This window comes from Nonomuraea longispora (assembly GCF_004348345.1).
GTDB lineage: Bacteria > Actinomycetota > Actinomycetes > Streptosporangiales > Streptosporangiaceae > Nonomuraea > Nonomuraea longispora.
On sequence record NZ_SMJZ01000218.1, the window covers coordinates 1 to 14,746 of the forward strand.

General features: G+C 70.9%; 14 protein-coding genes and 1 pseudogene. 11 read left to right on the plus strand and 4 right to left on the minus strand.

Annotated features, from left to right (window positions below):
• The 5 genes from E1267_RS37095 to E1267_RS37115 form a co-directional block, all read left to right on the plus strand.
• Positions 1-1,822, plus strand: a 1,822-nt coding sequence (locus E1267_RS37095) for a hypothetical protein (protein ID WP_132339862.1), incomplete at its 5' end; no start/stop codon positions are given.
• Positions 1,823-1,893: 71 nt separating this feature from the next.
• The gene (locus tag E1267_RS37100; protein ID WP_132339864.1) at positions 1,894-4,887 is read left to right on the plus strand and encodes an ATP-binding protein; all 2,994 of its coding nucleotides are present in this window, start codon (positions 1,894-1,896) and stop codon (positions 4,885-4,887) included.
• Positions 4,888-4,958: 71 nt separating this feature from the next.
• Positions 4,959-6,188: a MurT ligase domain-containing protein gene (locus E1267_RS37105; protein ID WP_132339866.1), complete on the plus strand. Its 1,230-nt coding sequence runs from the start codon at positions 4,959-4,961 to the stop codon at positions 6,186-6,188.
• Positions 6,178-6,891, plus strand: a complete 714-nt coding sequence (locus E1267_RS37110; protein WP_132339868.1) for a type 1 glutamine amidotransferase — start codon at positions 6,178-6,180, stop codon at positions 6,889-6,891. The genes E1267_RS37105 and E1267_RS37110 overlap by 11 nt, the downstream gene beginning before the upstream one ends.
• 101 nt (positions 6,892-6,992) lie before the next feature.
• A complete protein-coding gene (locus tag E1267_RS37115) occupies positions 6,993-7,790 on the plus strand; it encodes an ArsR/SmtB family transcription factor (RefSeq protein ID WP_132339870.1) in 798 nt (265 codons plus the stop codon).
• On the opposite strand, the gene E1267_RS37120 is transcribed toward E1267_RS37115, so the two are convergent.
• Positions 7,784-8,146: a DsrE family protein gene (locus tag E1267_RS37120; protein WP_132339872.1), complete on the minus strand. Its 363-nt coding sequence runs from the start codon at positions 8,144-8,146 to the stop codon at positions 7,784-7,786. The two genes, E1267_RS37115 and E1267_RS37120, sit on opposite strands and share 7 nt — an antisense overlap.
• A 39-nt stretch (positions 8,147-8,185) precedes the next feature.
• On the opposite strand from E1267_RS37120, the gene E1267_RS37125 reads away from it, so the two are divergent.
• The 4 genes from E1267_RS37125 to ygfZ all read left to right on the plus strand — a co-directional run bounded on the left by E1267_RS37125 (position 8,186) and on the right by ygfZ (position 10,662).
• A complete protein-coding gene (locus E1267_RS37125; protein ID WP_132339874.1) occupies positions 8,186-8,674 on the plus strand; it encodes a heme-binding beta-barrel domain-containing protein in 489 nt (162 codons plus the stop codon).
• 4 nt (positions 8,675-8,678) lie between these two features.
• On the plus strand, positions 8,679-8,975 hold the full coding sequence (locus E1267_RS37130) for a DUF2470 domain-containing protein (RefSeq protein WP_132339876.1): 297 nt from the start codon (positions 8,679-8,681) through the stop codon (positions 8,973-8,975).
• A 325-nt stretch (positions 8,976-9,300) separates the two neighbouring features.
• Positions 9,301-9,714 carry a Fur family transcriptional regulator gene (locus E1267_RS37135; RefSeq protein WP_132339878.1) on the plus strand — a complete coding sequence of 138 codons (414 nt, stop codon included), beginning with the start codon at positions 9,301-9,303 and terminating at the stop codon, positions 9,712-9,714.
• 9 nt (positions 9,715-9,723) lie between these two features.
• Positions 9,724-10,662 carry a CAF17-like 4Fe-4S cluster assembly/insertion protein YgfZ gene (gene ygfZ / locus E1267_RS37140; RefSeq protein ID WP_132339880.1) on the plus strand — a complete coding sequence of 313 codons (939 nt, stop codon included), beginning with the start codon at positions 9,724-9,726 and terminating at the stop codon, positions 10,660-10,662.
• 4 nt (positions 10,663-10,666) lie between these two features.
• On the opposite strand, the gene dtd is transcribed toward ygfZ, so the two are convergent.
• Entirely contained in the window at positions 10,667-11,092 is a 426-nt protein-coding gene (gene dtd / locus E1267_RS37145; RefSeq protein WP_132339882.1) for a D-aminoacyl-tRNA deacylase, read from the minus strand.
• 60 nt (positions 11,093-11,152) lie between these two features.
• On the opposite strand from dtd, the gene E1267_RS37150 reads away from it, so the two are divergent.
• Positions 11,153-12,067: an asparaginase gene (locus E1267_RS37150; RefSeq protein ID WP_132339884.1), complete on the plus strand. Its 915-nt coding sequence runs from the start codon at positions 11,153-11,155 to the stop codon at positions 12,065-12,067.
• A gap of 12 nt (positions 12,068-12,079) precedes the next feature.
• Here E1267_RS37150 and E1267_RS37155 read toward each other — a convergent pair whose 3' ends face one another.
• Both E1267_RS37155 and E1267_RS37160 read right to left on the minus strand, forming a co-directional pair.
• Entirely contained in the window at positions 12,080-13,684 is a 1,605-nt protein-coding gene (locus tag E1267_RS37155; protein ID WP_246064498.1) for a DUF2207 domain-containing protein, read from the minus strand.
• 52 nt (positions 13,685-13,736) lie between these two features.
• A complete protein-coding gene (locus E1267_RS37160; protein ID WP_132339886.1) occupies positions 13,737-14,471 on the minus strand; it encodes an alanyl-tRNA editing protein in 735 nt (244 codons plus the stop codon).
• Between the two features lie 28 nt (positions 14,472-14,499).
• Here E1267_RS37160 and E1267_RS37165 point away from each other — a divergent pair.
• Positions 14,500-14,746, plus strand: a pseudogene (locus E1267_RS37165) (hypothetical protein); the annotation flags it as partial.

A 14,746-nucleotide genomic window follows, 5' to 3' on the forward strand; every position in this document is an offset into this window, starting at 1 on the left:
GCAGCCCCCCACCGACGAGGACGACCCTGCCCGGCTTGAGATCCTGCGCCGCGAGCGCCGCCAGGAGGACATGCTCAACAGGCCCGTACGCCGCTTCCGCAAGTCCATGCTGGTGGTGATCGCGCTGATCCTGGCCGTCGCGGCGGCGGGCTACCTCGCGTGGTCGTTCGCGCTGCTCGGCCTGGTCGCCGCCGGCGGCGTGGCGGGCATCTGCACGTACGCGCTGGTGCAGGGCGACCGGGCGGTGAAACACCAGGTGCAGGAGCAGCAGGCCGAGGACGAACGCCGACGTCGCCAACGCGACAGGGAGCTGTTCCGCGCACAGGAGGAGCACGCCCAGCGCTACCGCGAGTGGCAGGAGTCGAAGGACCGCCACGACAAGCAGCTCACCTGGTACGCCGTCGCCGTGCCCGACGAGCTCGACCGCATCGACGTGGCGGGCGGCACGTTACCCGGGTGGTCGGCGCTGATCACCCTCCTCGGGGCGACCCGCCTCTACAGCGGCGGCCACCTGACCGTGCTCGACCTGTCGGAGGGCGCGATCGCCAAGGACCTGATCGAGCTGGCCCGCAAGGGCGGCGACGACCCCCTGGTCTGGGTGCTCCCGACCGACCTGCCCAAGCTCGACCTGGGCGCCACGCTCAAGCCCGAGGCGTTCGCCGACGTGCTGGCGCACGTGGTGAGCGTCAGCGAGGAGCACCGCAGCACGCGCGACCTCAGCTTCGACAACGCGATCCTGGAGCGGGTGCTCGAAGTGCTCGGGGAGAACGCCACGATCAGCCAGGTCACCGCCGCGCTGCGGGCGCTGGCGCAGGTGGGCGACCCGCGCGACGACCTGAGGTTCGGGCTGCTCACCGCGACGCAGCTGGAGCGCATCGGCACGTTGTTCGGCCGAGGGGTGAGCGACCGCGTGGTGATCGAGCGGGCCTGGGCGCTGGAGTCGCAGCTGCGCAAGCTGGAGTCGCTCGGCACCGAGGCCGTACGCCTGCCGCCCGCCCGGCTGCGCGTGGTGAGCATGGACCGCCAGGCGGGCGTGTTCGGCAACCGGGTGCTCGGTACGTACGTGGCCACCGCGCTCACCCACATCCTGCGCCAGTCGCCCGCGTCGAACCGGCCCTGGTACCACACGATCATCGTGGCGGGCGCCGACAAGCTCAGGGGCGACGTGCTCGACCGGCTGATGGACGCCTGCGAGACCTCGCGTACGGGGCTCGTGCTGACGTACAGGTCCCTGACGCCGACCGTACGCGAGCGGCTGGGCCGCGGGCACGCGGCGGTGGCCTTCATGCGGCTCGGCAACGCCGAGGACGCCCGCGTCGCCAGCGAGCACGTCGGCACCGAGCACCGGCTGGAGCTGGCCCAGCTCACCGAGACCATCAGCGCCTCGCTGGCGGGGCTCGACGGCGCCTACATCTCCACGGTCGCGCAGGTGGAGGACGACAGGCAGGACCGCGACGAGAGTCACGACCTGGCCGGCGACATCGCGGAGTCCACCGAGTGGGGCAGAACCGCCGACAAGATCTCGGAGAAGGAGCGGGTGCTGCAACGTTCGCGCGAGTTCCTCGTCGAGCCGCACCAGCTCCAGCAGCTGCCCACCACGTCGGTGATCGTCACGGACGCGACCGCCCAGGGCAGGCGGGTCCGGCTCGCCGACGCCAACCCGGCCATCCTGTCCTTCCCCAAGACCACTCTCGGCGAACTGGAGGACGTGCGCGACGCCGTGTTGTCGCTCGACCCGCGCGCCCAGGACGGCGACGGAGAACCCCCTGCGAACCTCGGGCCACCACCGCCACGCCTGGACTGGCGCAAGGGCAGGCAATGACATGGTCAATGTCAAGGCGACGAGCTGACGGTTGGCGGAATTTAACAAAGAACCGTCTGTGGGGGAATGAAATGCAGCCGAGTGTCTCGCTGAGCGGACCCTGGTACCGAATCCAGTCGATCGCAGCGCCCTCGCGAAGTTCGTCGGCGGAATGGGACTTCGTCACCGTGCTTCCCGCGGTGCTCTCGGCGGCGCAGCGCGACCGGCCGTTCGTGATCGGCTGGTTGTCCAGAGGGTCGGGTGCGCCGCTCGAACTCATCACGAACGCGGGGCCGCTCTCGCCGCCGCGCCAACCGCGCAGGTCCACCGACGCGCCCGGCCGGCCGAGCGGGCCGCAACCGCTGTTGTTCCCCGGCGGAGCGCGCGGCGTGCAGCTCGACGAGGAGTACCTCGCCGACCTGGCGGACCTGGTGTGGACGCCGTGCCCGGGGCGGCAGGCTCCGCCGCTGGGCGGCAGGGGGCGGGAGTTCTCCGAGCTGGACCCCGACGAGCTGAAGCGGCCGACGTTGTTCGAGTCGACGCTGGTGACGCTCATGTCGCGGCCCTTCGCGTGGCTGGTGGTGGCCGAGCCGACCGATCTGCTCGACGCCGAGGTGGCGCACCTGCGCACCCAGCTCAACGTGCTCAGGCAGTACGGCGACGCCTCCGAGCGCTCCCGCTTCGACGCCGAGCGCGCCGAGCGCCGCATGCAGGAGCTGGACGCCTTCCGCGAGGCGGGGCTCTGGAACGTGCGCGTGCTGGCCGGCGGCGCCACCGCCGAGGAGCTGCGGCAGATCGCGCCCGTGCTCGTCGGGTCCGTCGAGATGAGTCACCACCCGTACCGGCTGCGCAGCTCGCACGGCGCCGTGCACGCGCTGTCCGAGGCCCTCGCCATCACCATGCAGGACCCGTCCGACGGGGCAGCGGCGCCGTTCGCCGCGACCGCGGGCGCGCTGGCCGCGCTGGCGGGGCTGCCCCGGCGTGAGGTGCCCGGGGTACGGGTGCTCGACTCGGGCTTCTTCGACGTGACGTCCGAGGCCGACGCGGGCGAGCTGGAGCTGGGCGAGATCCTCGACGGCCAGGACAGGGGGGTCGGCACGTTCCAGGTGCCGCTGGCCACGCTCAACCGGCACGCGTTCATCACAGGAGCGACCGGCTCCGGCAAGTCGCAGACCGTCAGGCACCTGCTGGAGCAGCTCAGCAGGGCCCGCATCCCGTGGCTGGCCATCGAACCCGCCAAGTCGGAGTACGCCGCCATGGCCGGCCGGATCGATGACCCCCTCACGGTGATCAACCCGTCGGCGCCCGACGGCGTGCCGTTCAGCATCAACCCGCTCGAACCCGAGCCCGGCTACCCCGTCCAGGCCCACATCGACATGGTCAGGGCGCTGTTCATGGCAGCGTTCGACGCCGAGGAGCCGTTCCCTCAGATCATGTCGCTGGCCCTGCAGCGCGTCTACGAGGCCACCGGCTGGGACGTCGTCACGGGCGGCGCCGTGCCCGGCGCGAACGTCCCGCCCAGCGTCCCCACCCTCGAACAACTCCAGCAGCACGCCATGGACGTCATCAAGGAGATCGGCTACGGCCGCGAGGTCCAGGCCGACGTCGAGGGCTTCATCTCGCTGCGGCTGCGCTCCCTGCGCGTCGGCTCGGCGGGCCGCTTCTTCGAGGGCGGGCATCCCGCCGACATCGGCGGCCTGCTGGAGCGCGACGTCGTCCTGGCCATCGAGGACGTCGCCAACGACGAGGACAAGGCGTTCCTCATGGGCACGCTGATCATCAGGATCGTGGAGCACCTGCGCATGCGGGCCAGACGGGAGAAGTCGCCCGAGCTGCGGCACGTCATCGTGATCGAGGAGGCCCACCGGCTGCTGCGCGACCGCGGCCACGGCCGGGCCTCCACCCACGCGGTCGAGCTGCTGGCCGGCCTGCTCGCCGAGATCAGGGCGTACGGGGAGGGCATCGTGGTCGCCGAGCAGATCCCGACCAAGCTCGTCTCCGACGTCGTCAAGAACACCGCGCTGAAGGTGGTGCACCGGCTGCCGGCCGAGGACGACAGGAGGCTCGTCGGCGCCGCCATGAACCTCAGCGACGAGCAGTCCCGGCACGTCGTCTCGCTGCAGCCGGGCGCGGCCGCCGTCTTCGCGGACGGCATGGACCGGCCGCTGCGGGTGCGCGTGCCGCTGGGGGAGTCGAGGGAGAAGGTCGTGCCGGGACCGCCGCCGCCCATCCGCGGCCGCAGGTCGGCGGCCTGCGGCAAGCAGTGCCGTACCGGGCAGGCGTGCACGCTGGTCGAGCTGCGCGAGGCCGACGTGCTGGCCGACGCGCCTGAGTGGGCCTGGCTGCGCATCTGGTGCGAGACGGTCGTGCTGGCGTTCGTCAGCAACCGGCCGCTGCCCGGCGTGCCGCGCTCCCTGTCGGCCGCCTGGGCCGACCTGCCCGCGCGGCGCAGGGAGTGCCTGCTGGCCACCCTGATCGAGCGCTCGGTGCAGCGGCGGGCCTGGTCGCTGCGGAGCTGGTTCGACCCGGCGCTGCTGACGGAGAAGGCCGCGGAGACGGCCACGCGGCTGCTCGCCGCGCTCGACAACGGCGGCGAACGGCCCGGGGCGGCGTGGGTCATCCCGCAGGTGCGCTGGCTGCACGAGGTGGACCGGCTCTTCCCGTACGGCCGCCCGGCCCCCGACCTGCGCACCTCTGCGCCGCCCATGGAGTACGCCCTCTTCCGCCAGCCGAACGGCAACGGCGTCGGCGACCTCGCGCCCACCGAGCTGCTCGGCCACCGCGCCAAGGCGCTGCGCCACCACCCGCTGTCGATGGAGGTGGCCCGCAACAGGGAGCTGGCCTGGCGGGTGATCCTCGGGGACGACGAGAACGAGTCCGTGCAGCGGGACGTCATGACGGTCGCGATCGGCATCGATGCCTCGGCCCGGCTCCGGCACGTGGGGCAGACGATGGGGGCCGGATGGCTGGAGGGGGTGTTGTCGTGGCCGCGCCGCTTCGTCCTGCCGTTCGACCAAGGCGGCGCTCCGGAGATCACCTTCGCGGAGCCGACGGCGGCGTCCCCCGCCCCGGTTCCGGCGTCCTGAGGGTGACTGCAGGGCCGCGTTTTCCTTCACGTAGGCGGCGAAGGGGTCAACCACGACTAGGATCCATGCACATGACCCAGCTTCCTCTGCGGGCCCAGCTCGCCAGTGCCCTGGGCCGCAGTGCCGCCACGCTGTCCAGGATGACCGGGCGCGGTGACGGCTCGGTGATCGGTGGGCGGGTCGGGCTGATGCTCGAGCCCGATCTGTTGCGCAAGCTGGCCCTCGACCGCAAGCTGGCGCTGATCAGCGCGACCAACGGCAAGACGACCACGACCAGGCTGGTCACTTCGGCGCTCCTGGAACTCGGCGAGGTGGCGACCAACGCGTTCGGGGCCAACATGCCGGCCGGCCACGTCTCGGCGCTGTCCCAGTACAAAGGCGCCCCCTACGGCGTGCTCGAAGTCGACGAGAAATACCTGCCCGAGGTGCTCGACACCACGGGGGCGGGCGTCGTCTGCCTGATGAACCTCAGCCGCGACCAGATGGACCGCGCCGCCGAGATCTGGCTGCTCGCGCAGAAGTGGCGCAGGGCGCTGTCGGGCAAGCCCACCCACGTCATCGCCAACTGCGACGACCCGCTCGTCACCTGGGGCGCCTCCACGGCCGCCAAGGTCACCTGGGTCGCCGGCGGGCAGCGGTGGAAGGAAGACTCCTGGTGCTGCCCCGAGTGCGGCGGCCCTCTCGACCGCAAGGACGCCGACTGGGCGTGCCGCGAGTGCACGTTCCACCGGCCGGAGCCGCAGTGGGCGGTCGACGACGACGTGGCGCTCGACCCCGACGGCGAGCGGTGGCTGCTCGACATCCAGCTGCCCGGCCAGGCCAACCGCTCCAACGCCGTGATGGCGCTGGCGGTGGCGGCGGCCTTCGGGGTGCCGGTCGAGCGGGCGCTGCCCAGGCTGCGCGAGGTCACCTCGGTCGCGGGCCGTTACACCACGGTCGAGCGTGACGGCCGCTACGCGCGGCTGCTGCTGTCGAAGAACCCGGCGGGCTGGCTGGAGGCGTTCGACGTCGCCGACCCGCAGCTGCCCATCATCCTGTCGGTCAACGCCCAGGGTCCCGACGGCCGCGACACGTCGTGGTTGTGGGACGTCGACTACCGCATCCTGCGCGGCCGGCCCGTGTTCGTCACCGGCGAGCGCCGCCTCGACCTGGCGCTCCGGCTCGACGTGGCCGAGGTGCCGTTCACGCTGTGCGACACGTTCACCGAGGCGCTGGCCATGCAGCCGCCCGGCCGGGTCGACGTGATCGCCAACTACACCGCCTTCCAGCAGATCCGATCGGAGTTCGGTCGTGCCGTCTGACAGCGCCCTGCGTATCGTCTGGATCTACCCTGACCTGCTGAGCACCTACGGCGACCAGGGCAACGTGCTCGTCCTGGAGCGGCGGGCGCAGCTGCGGGGCGTCGAGACGGAGACGATCCACGTACGCTCGGCCGATCCGGTGCCGGAGACCGGCGACCTCTACCTCATCGGCGGCGGCGAGGACCGCCCCCAGATCCTGGCCGCCGAGCGCCTGCGCAGGGACGGCGGCCTGCACCGCGCCGTCGCCGGCGGCGCGGTCCTGCTGGCGGTGTGCGCCGGCTACCAGATCATGGGCAGCACGTTCGGCGGCGAGGAGGGCCAGCCGGTCGACGGCATCGGGCTGCTCGACATCTCCAGCTCCCGCGGGGCGGCGCGGGCGGTGGGCGAGCTGGTGGCGGAGGTCGACGCCGCGCTCAACCTGCCCACGCTGACGGGCTTCGAGAACCACATGGGCGTCACCCGCCTCGGCCCCGGGGTCAAGGCGCTGTCCAGGACGATCGTGGGCACCGGCAACGGCAACGGGTTCGAAGGGTGCTACGCGGGTCACGTGGTCGGCACCTACCTCCACGGCCCCGCCCTGGCCCGCAACCCGGCGCTGGCCGACCTGCTGCTGTCGTGGTGCGTCGGCGACCTGGCGCCGCTCGACGACTCCCGCTACGAAGCACTCCGCCAGGAACGCCTCGCGTCCGTTCTGCCCGGCTGACCGGTCGCGAGGCCGGAGAGGCGTACGCCCGTTGACACGCAGCCTTCCGGCTGCCTATCGTAAAAGGCAGCCGGAAGGCTGCATGAATTGGACGGCGGTAGATGGACGAGGTGTTCAAGGCTCTGGCCGACCCCGGCCGGCGCAGGCTGCTGGACAGCCTGAACGCGCGCAGCGGGCAGACTCTTCGCGAGCTGTGCACCGAGCTCGACATGGCCAGGCAGTCGGTCAGCAAGCATCTGGCCGTGCTGGAGGCGGCCAACCTGGTGACCACGGTGTGGCGCGGCAGGGAGAAGCTGCACTACCTCAACGCCGTGCCGATCAACGCCATCGCGGACCGCTGGATCAACAGATACGACCGCCACAGGGCCGGCGCCCTGACCGACCTCAAGACGGCATTGGAGAGCGCTTCCATGACGAGCCACGATTTCGTCTACACGACCTACATCAAAACCACACCAGAACGCCTCTGGCAGGCGTTGACCGACCCCGCATTCACCAAGCGCTACTGGGGCGTGGAGCTCGAGTCCGACTGGACGGCCGGATCGACGGTGACCTGGAAGCAGCTCGGCGTCACGATGGAGGACCCCGAACAGGTCGTGCTGGAGGCCGACCCGCCGCGCCGGCTGGCCTACACGTGGCACACCTTCACACCGGAGTTCGCCGAAAGCGTCGGCCTGAGCGGCGAGACGCGCGCCGCGATGGCCGCGGAGCCCAGATCAACGGTGACCTTCGAGATCGAGCAGGCCGGCGAGACGGTCAAGCTGACCATCGTGCACGGCGGCTTCCCTCCGGACAGCGCCGTGCGCGACGCCGTCAGCGACGGCTGGCCCGAGCTGGTCAGCAGCCTCAAGACCCTGCTGGAGACCGGCGAGCCGCTCCCGGCGGGGGCCGGTCAGTAGACGAGGGCCTGGGCGCCCTCGGCGACCGCCTCCTCCACGAACGCCGGAGCCCCGGCGATGCGCACGCCGTCGATGAGGTCGTCGACGGTGATCTCCCTGCGGGCGGCGCACTGCGTGCAGAGCGTCACCCGCCCCCCGGCCAGCACGGCGTCGAGCAGATCGCCGAGGTCCGCGGCGTGCGGCAGGCTGAACTCCTTGGCCCGCCCCGGCAGCGCGAACCACGACGCCTCGCCGGTCAGCCACAGAGAAACGGGAACACCGCTCGCCAGCGCGGCGGCCGCGACCGTGAACGCCTGGTTGCAGCGCTCGGGCGCGTCGGCTCCCGCGGTCACCTTGATCACCAGAGATCGTGCCATGCCCGTCACCCTAACGCCCCCCCACTACGCTTGGGGAGCATGGAAGAACCTGAGGTGCACACCGACCTGGAGCCGATCGCGTTCCTGCTGGGGCGGTGGGAAGGCGCCGGCGTGGGCGGCTACCCGACGATCGAGAGCTTCAACTTCGGGCAGGAGGTCGAGTTCGGCCACAACGGCAAGCCGTTCCTGACGTACGTCAGCCGCACGTGGCTGCTCGACGACGCCGGCAACCGCGTCAGGCCGCTGGCCACGGAGTCGGGATACTGGCGGCCGCAGCCCGGCAGGCAGGTCGAGGTGGTGCTCGCGCACCCGACCGGCATCGTCGAGATCTACATCGGCGAGGTGGTCTTCCACAAGATCGAGCTGCGCACCGACGTGGTGGCGCGCACGGGCTCCGCGAAGGAGTACACCGCGGGTCACCGGCTCTACGGGCTCGTCAACGGCAACCTCATGTGGGCCTACGAGATGGCCGCCGTCGGACACCCGCTCACCGACCATATGTCGGCGGAGCTGAAGAAGGTAGCGTGAGCCGATGAGCACGCCATTCACTCCCGCCGCCGTCCAGGCGATCAAGAGTCACATGAACGACGACCACCCCGACGACGCGCTGATCATCGTACGCGGGCTCGGGGGCCGGCCGGAGGCGACGACCGCCGTGACGAGCGACGTCGACGCCGAGGGCATCGAGTTCACCGTCGACGGCGGCGAGCGGGTCCGGGTGCCGTGGGGCGAGACGCTGACCGAGCGTTCGCAGGTGCGCATGGCCGTCGTGCGCCTCTATCGCGACGCGTGCGAGAAGCTGGGCATCCCGGCCAGGGGGCAGCACTGACGGGCCGTGTCCGGGCATGAAGAAGGGCCCCGGGCGACGCTCCGCCTGCCGAGCAGACGGGCCGGATGGACCAAGGCCGGGATGACATCCCGCCCTCCGGCTGCCAGGGGCCCCGGTGGTTGCCTCGTATTCGCGAACGCCACGAGACAACGAGTCCGCGGCTCTAGCGGACAACCACCTCGCTAGTCCAACTATGAATCACCATTGTTTGGACCACCTCCTTTCCGCGTACCAACGAAGCTATGTGCTTCCCCGGCGAAGGGGCAAGCGAATATCGTCCGGCCGTCCGGCAGCAGGTCCCGGCCACGCGCCTTACACTCGGGGCATGACGGAGACGCAGTGGCACGAGCAACTCCGTGCCAAGGGCTACCGCGTGACCCCGCAGCGCCAGCTCGTCCTCGAGGCGGTCAAGGAGCTGATGCACGCCACGCCGGAGGAGATCTGCGTCAAGGTCCGTGAGACGGCCCGCGGAGTGAACATCTCGACGGTCTACCGCACGCTGGAGTTGCTCGAAGAGCTCGGCCTGGTCACCCACACCCACCTCGGGCACGGAGCGCCGACCTACCATCTGGCCGCCGAGGCCGACCACGTGCACCTGGTGTGCCGGGGTTGCGACGAGGTGATCGAGGTGCGCCCCGAGATGGCCGACGGCCTGGTCAAGGGCCTGGACGAAGAGCTCGGGTTCGTCGCCGACGTGCACCACCTGACCGTCTTCGGGCGCTGCCGCGACTGCCGATAGCCTGGAGGCATGCGTAGCCCTCTGCTCGACCTTCCCGGTGCCGTCGCCGCCGACGACCCGGACTCCGACGTAGCCGCCCACTACGGCGACCTGTTCGCCGAGCAGCGTGCGCTGGCCAAGGGGGAGGCGGTCGTCGACCGCAGCAACCGCGAGGTGATCCGTGTCGCGGGCGCCGACCGGCTGAAATGGCTCAACGACCTGACCTCGCAGAAGCTCGACACGCTGACCCCCGGCGAGTGGACCCAGACGCTAGACCTGGACCTCCAGGGCCGCGTGCAACACCACATGACGCTGGTCGACGACGGTGAGAGCGTGCTGGCCCACGTCGAGCCGGGCACCGCCCAGAGCCTGGTCGACTATCTCGACCGGATGCGGTTCATGATGCGCGTCGAGGTGTCGCGGGTCGATGACCTGGCGGTGTTGTCCACGGCCGGCGAGGACTTCCTGGTGCCGCGGGCCGAGCTGGGCGAGCACCTGGGCAGACCGATGGCCGGGTTGTGGGCCTACGAAGCACTCCGCATCGAGGCGGGCCGGCCGCGGCTGGGGTTCGAGACCGACCACAAGACCATCCCGCACGAGGTCGGCTGGGTCGGCTCGGCCGTCCACCTGACCAAGGGCTGCTACCGCGGCCAGGAGACCGTGGCGCGCGTGCACAACCTGGGGCATCCGCCGCGCCGCCTGGTGTTCCTCCACCTCGACGGCAGCGTCGACACGCTGCCCCCGCACGGCGCTCCGGTGATCTTCGAGAGCCAGGAGGTCGGCGTGGTCGGCACGGCGGCACGCCATCACGAGCTGGGCCCGATCGCCCTGGCCGTGGTCAAGCGGACGGTGCCGGTGGACGCGTCGCTGCTGGCCGGCGGGGTGGCCGCCACGCAGGAGGTCATCGTGGCGCCCGACGCGGGCCGCAACGTCACCATCGACCCGTCGCTTCGCCGCCGGATCCGCTGAGGCCTCAGACCTCCAGGACGAGGGTGATGGGGCCGTCGTTGACGAGCGAGACCTTCATGTCGGCGCCGAACACCCCCGTCTCCACATGGGCGCCCAGCGCGCGCAGCTCGTCCACGACGGCCTCCACCAGCGGTTCGGCGGCCGGTCCCGGGGCCGCGGCCTGCCAGGTGGGCCGGCGGCCCTTACGGGCGTCACCGTAGAGCGTGAACTGGCTGATCACGAGGAGCGGCGCCGAGACGTCGGAGCACGACTTCTCGCCGTGCAGGATGCGCAGGCCCCACAGCTTGGCGGCGAGCCTGGCCGCCTCGGCGCGCGTGTCGGTGTGGGTGACGCCCACCAGGACGAGCAGGCCAGGCTCGGTGACCGCCCCCACCGTCCGCCCGTCGACCTCGACCGATGCCGAACTCACTCGTTGTACGACTGCTCGCATGGACATCCATTCTGGACCAGATGGAACCGTCCGTAGACTCGCCAAGAAAGAGGTCGTGACATGTCGGTGGTTGTGGAAGTCGTCAGGTCGGGGTTCGTGGAATCCACGCACCAGGCCCGCATGCTGACCGTGGACGCCGAGGGGCGCCTGGCCGAGACCAGGGGCGCGGTGCACGTGCCCGCCTCGCCGCGTTCGTCGTTGAAGCCGCTGCAGGCGCTCGGCATGCTCCGTGCCGGCCTGCGGCTTGAGGACGAGCTGCTCGCGCTGGCCTGCGCCTCCCACTCGGGCGAGCCGTTCCATCTCGACGGCGTCAGGAAGATCCTCGCCGGGGCTGGGCTGGAGGAGACGGCCCTGCGCTGCCCCGAGGACCATCCGTTCGACCGGACGGTGACCGAGCGCAGCCGCGTCCACATGAACTGCTCCGGCAAGCACGCCGCCATGCTGGCCACCTGCGTGGCGAACGGCTGGCCGACGGAGACCTACCTGGAGCCCAGGCATCCGCTGCAGCGCACGATCCGCGACACGGTGGAGGAGCTGACGGGGGAGCGGATCGCGGCCACCGGTGCCGACGGGTGCGGGGCGCCGCTGCTGTTCGTGTCGATGCTCGGGGTGGTCAAGGCGTTCCGTGCGTACGCGCTGTCGTCGCCCGACTCGTACGAACGCAAGATCTTCGACGCGATGCGCACCTACCCCGAGTGGACCTCGGGCACCGGGCGACCGGAGGCGGCGCTCATGAGGGCGCTGCCCGGGCTCATGGTGAAGGCGGGTGCGGAGGCGTTCGACGCGTTCGTGTTCGAGGACGGGCGAGCCGGCACCGTCAAGATCGAGGACGGTGCGCAGCGCGCCCGCGTGGCCGTCACCGTGGCGGCGCTGCGCTCCCTCGGCCTCGACGCCCCCGAGCTTGCCGAGCTGGGCGCCCCGCCGGTGCTCGGCGGCGGCCGCCCTGTCGGCGAGCTGCGGGTCCGTCTGCGCTGAGCGGGGCTCGCGTCAGAGGGTGCGGAACTGGCGGCTGGTGGAGATGGCGCCCGAGGTCGTCGTGGTGAACGTGCGCATCGAGCCGGCGAACTTCGACAGGTCCCACTCCGCGGGGCCGTGATACCAGTAGAGGTTGTCCGACTGGTGGCCGTTGCCCGTGACCGAGGCCACCACCCGCGACCAGTGCTCCACCCCGTCGAAGATCACGGCATAGGGGAGATAGCGGGAGAACAGCTCCACCCTGTGCTGCTCGGGCACGTCGCCCAGCTCGCCGGAGAAGAGGAAGTCGCGGAAGTTCATGGTGTGCGCCAGCGCCGCCGAGCCCTTCGCGGTCTTGGCCGGCATGTACTGCCCGCCGACGGCCAGCGCACCACCCGCGATGATCACCGCCAGGCCGAGCAGTCCGTACGTCGTGAACCAGGCCAGCGCGACCGTGGACAGCAGGCCCACGCCGATGAGCACCACGCCGATGGTCGTCCACCGGGTGCGCTCGGTGTCGGGGCGGCGGGCGAACCAGCCCTGCTCGACCACGTCCGCGTAGAGGGCGTCGCGCACCGCGCCCAGGTGGGTGGCGAACGAGCCGGACAACTGCGACAGCAGCACCGCGTCACGGCCGTCGAAGACGGCGTCGTAGAGTGTCCGCTCGTACGGCAGGAGCGTGTTGACGGGCGCGTCGGGCAGCCTGACGAGCATCCAGTCGGGCGCGTCGTACGTCTGGCGGGGCTGCTCGTCGATGCGCAGGTGACCACGGACCGCCAGGTCGACGATCGTGGCCGTCACGTCGACGACGTCGGCCTGTTCGTCCACGAGCGTGCCGATCTGGCCGGGACGTACCCCGTCGGGCGGAGCGAAGTGCCCGTTCTGCACGGGGTTGATCGCGTCCTTGTCGTGGTCGGCGACCCGGGCGTCCCGGCCACGCGTCCAGTAGAGCAGGCCGAACCCGCCGAGCAGCAGGACCAGCAGCGCTGCCAGCGCGCCGCCGGTGACGAGGTCGAGGGTGAACGCGGAGGCCAGTGAGAAACGTCTCTCCAGGATGGGAGTGCCGGTGCTGGAACCCTTCGGGTATCCGACGATCACGGTCAGCGCGTCGCCCGGCGCGATGTTCTCCTGCTCGAACTCGGCCCGGGTGGCCGTGTGGTCCATGGACGCCGAGGTGCAGCCGATCGCCGAGGTCAGTTCGCCGGCGAAGCAGGACAGGTTCTGCACCTGCCCGGGGCCGCTCACCTTGACCGTAGCCTTGGCGACCTGCTGGTTCCAGCCGTTCACGGCGAACCAGCGCAGCTCCTCGATGCCGCCTGACGGCGTCACCGCGCCCTTGACGTCGTACTCGACCGTCCCGCCCGTCACGGTGAGCACGCCGTCGGCGTAGGTGCCGCCTTTGACGTTGGAAATCTGGTAGAGGCGGTCGTTGTCGTCGTCGTGCCGGGTCCTGGTGATGAACGTGCGCTTGAGTCCCCCCGACGCCCCCGTGATCTTCTCGACCACGTGCAGGCTGCCGTCCTTGCCGAGGGTCATCGTCACCTCGTCCGTTATCCCGGCCTGCGCCGCCATGGCGGGGGCTGCGGTCAACGTCAGAGCGGTGGCCGCGAGGGCAGCCATCGTGAGCCTGATACCCATGGCGGCAAATCGTATCGGTTCGGACAGATCAGTCCAGCGTGCTGCACATCGGTCAGCTGGAGACCTGGATGCGGAGGCGGCGGAAACCGCGGCCCTTGCTCTCGATTTTGGCGACCTTGATGTGGCCGATCTGCTTGGTGGAGGCCACGTGGGTGCCGCCGTCGGCCTGGGTGTCGAGGCCGACGATGTCGACGATCCGCACGTCCTGCACGGTCTCGGGCACGAGGTTGGTGGCCGTGCGGATGATGTCGGGAATGGCGAACGCCTCGGCGCGCGGCAGCACCCGCACGTCGATGCGCCGGTCGGCGGCGATCTCGGCGTTGCAGGCGTCTTCGACGGCCTCCTTGAACCCCGCGGGCACCTCGGGCAGGTTGAAGTCCATCCTGGCGGTCAGCTCGTCCATGTTGCCGCCGGTGACGAGGCAGCCGTAGTCACGGAACACCACCCCGCACAGCACGTGCAGCCCCGAATGGGTGCGCATCAGGGCCGAACGCCGCTCGTCGGCCACCGCGGCCTGGACCACCGTGCCGGCCGGCGGGACGGGGTCGCCCTCCGCCGGGATCAGCTGGAGGTCGTCGCCCTTGCGCGCCCCGACGATGCGGGTCTCGACCCCCTGCCAGAGCAGAACTCCCTGATCCGCCGGCTGGCCGCCGCCACCTGGATAGAATGCCGACCTGCTCAGCACGATCCCCTCAGGCGACGACTCCAGCACCACGGCTTCGAAGTCGCGAAGATCCTGGTCTGACAGTTCAAGCCGTTGCGTCCGCCCGTGGAGGTCGTAGGTCATATCGGCAGCCTAGCCCTCAGAGGTGGTCATGCGCGGCCTGACGCGTCGTTCCCGGATCGCGCCGGTTCTCGCGCTGCTGGGCCTGTGCACGGCGTTCCTGTGCGGGTGCAACGCCGGTGCGGAGGCGTCCCCGCCGCTGGTGCCCGCCACGCCCGTCGTGCGGCCGTCCACGCCGGTCGTGATGTTCGTGGGTGACAGCTTCACCGTAGGGTCGGGGCCGGTGCCGCGCTGGGAGACCTACGCCGCGCAGACCGCGCGCCTGCTGAGCTGGCAGC

What these genes read in the sequence shown, in the direction of transcription:
- E1267_RS37100 (WP_132339864.1), top strand. Translation starts at nt 1,894, where the DNA reads ATGCAGCCGAGTGTCTCGCTGAGCGGACCCTGGTACCGAATCCAGTCG.
- E1267_RS37105 (WP_132339866.1), top strand. Translation starts at nt 4,959, where the DNA reads ATGACCCAGCTTCCTCTGCGGGCCCAGCTCGCCAGTGCCCTGGGCCGC.
- E1267_RS37115 (WP_132339870.1), top strand. Translation starts at nt 6,993, where the DNA reads ATGGACGAGGTGTTCAAGGCTCTGGCCGACCCCGGCCGGCGCAGGCTG.
- E1267_RS37120 (WP_132339872.1), bottom strand. Translation starts at nt 8,146, where the DNA reads ATGGCACGATCTCTGGTGATCAAGGTGACCGCGGGAGCCGACGCGCCC.
- E1267_RS37125 (WP_132339874.1), top strand. Translation starts at nt 8,186, where the DNA reads ATGGAAGAACCTGAGGTGCACACCGACCTGGAGCCGATCGCGTTCCTG.
- E1267_RS37130 (WP_132339876.1), top strand. Translation starts at nt 8,679, where the DNA reads ATGAGCACGCCATTCACTCCCGCCGCCGTCCAGGCGATCAAGAGTCAC.
- E1267_RS37135 (WP_132339878.1), top strand. Translation starts at nt 9,301, where the DNA reads ATGACGGAGACGCAGTGGCACGAGCAACTCCGTGCCAAGGGCTACCGC.
- ygfZ (WP_132339880.1), top strand. Translation starts at nt 9,724, where the DNA reads ATGCGTAGCCCTCTGCTCGACCTTCCCGGTGCCGTCGCCGCCGACGAC.
- dtd (WP_132339882.1), bottom strand. Translation starts at nt 11,092, where the DNA reads ATGCGAGCAGTCGTACAACGAGTGAGTTCGGCATCGGTCGAGGTCGAC.
- E1267_RS37150 (WP_132339884.1), top strand. Translation starts at nt 11,153, where the DNA reads ATGTCGGTGGTTGTGGAAGTCGTCAGGTCGGGGTTCGTGGAATCCACG.
- E1267_RS37155 (WP_246064498.1), bottom strand. Translation starts at nt 13,684, where the DNA reads ATGGGTATCAGGCTCACGATGGCTGCCCTCGCGGCCACCGCTCTGACG.
- E1267_RS37160 (WP_132339886.1), bottom strand. Translation starts at nt 14,471, where the DNA reads ATGACCTACGACCTCCACGGGCGGACGCAACGGCTTGAACTGTCAGAC.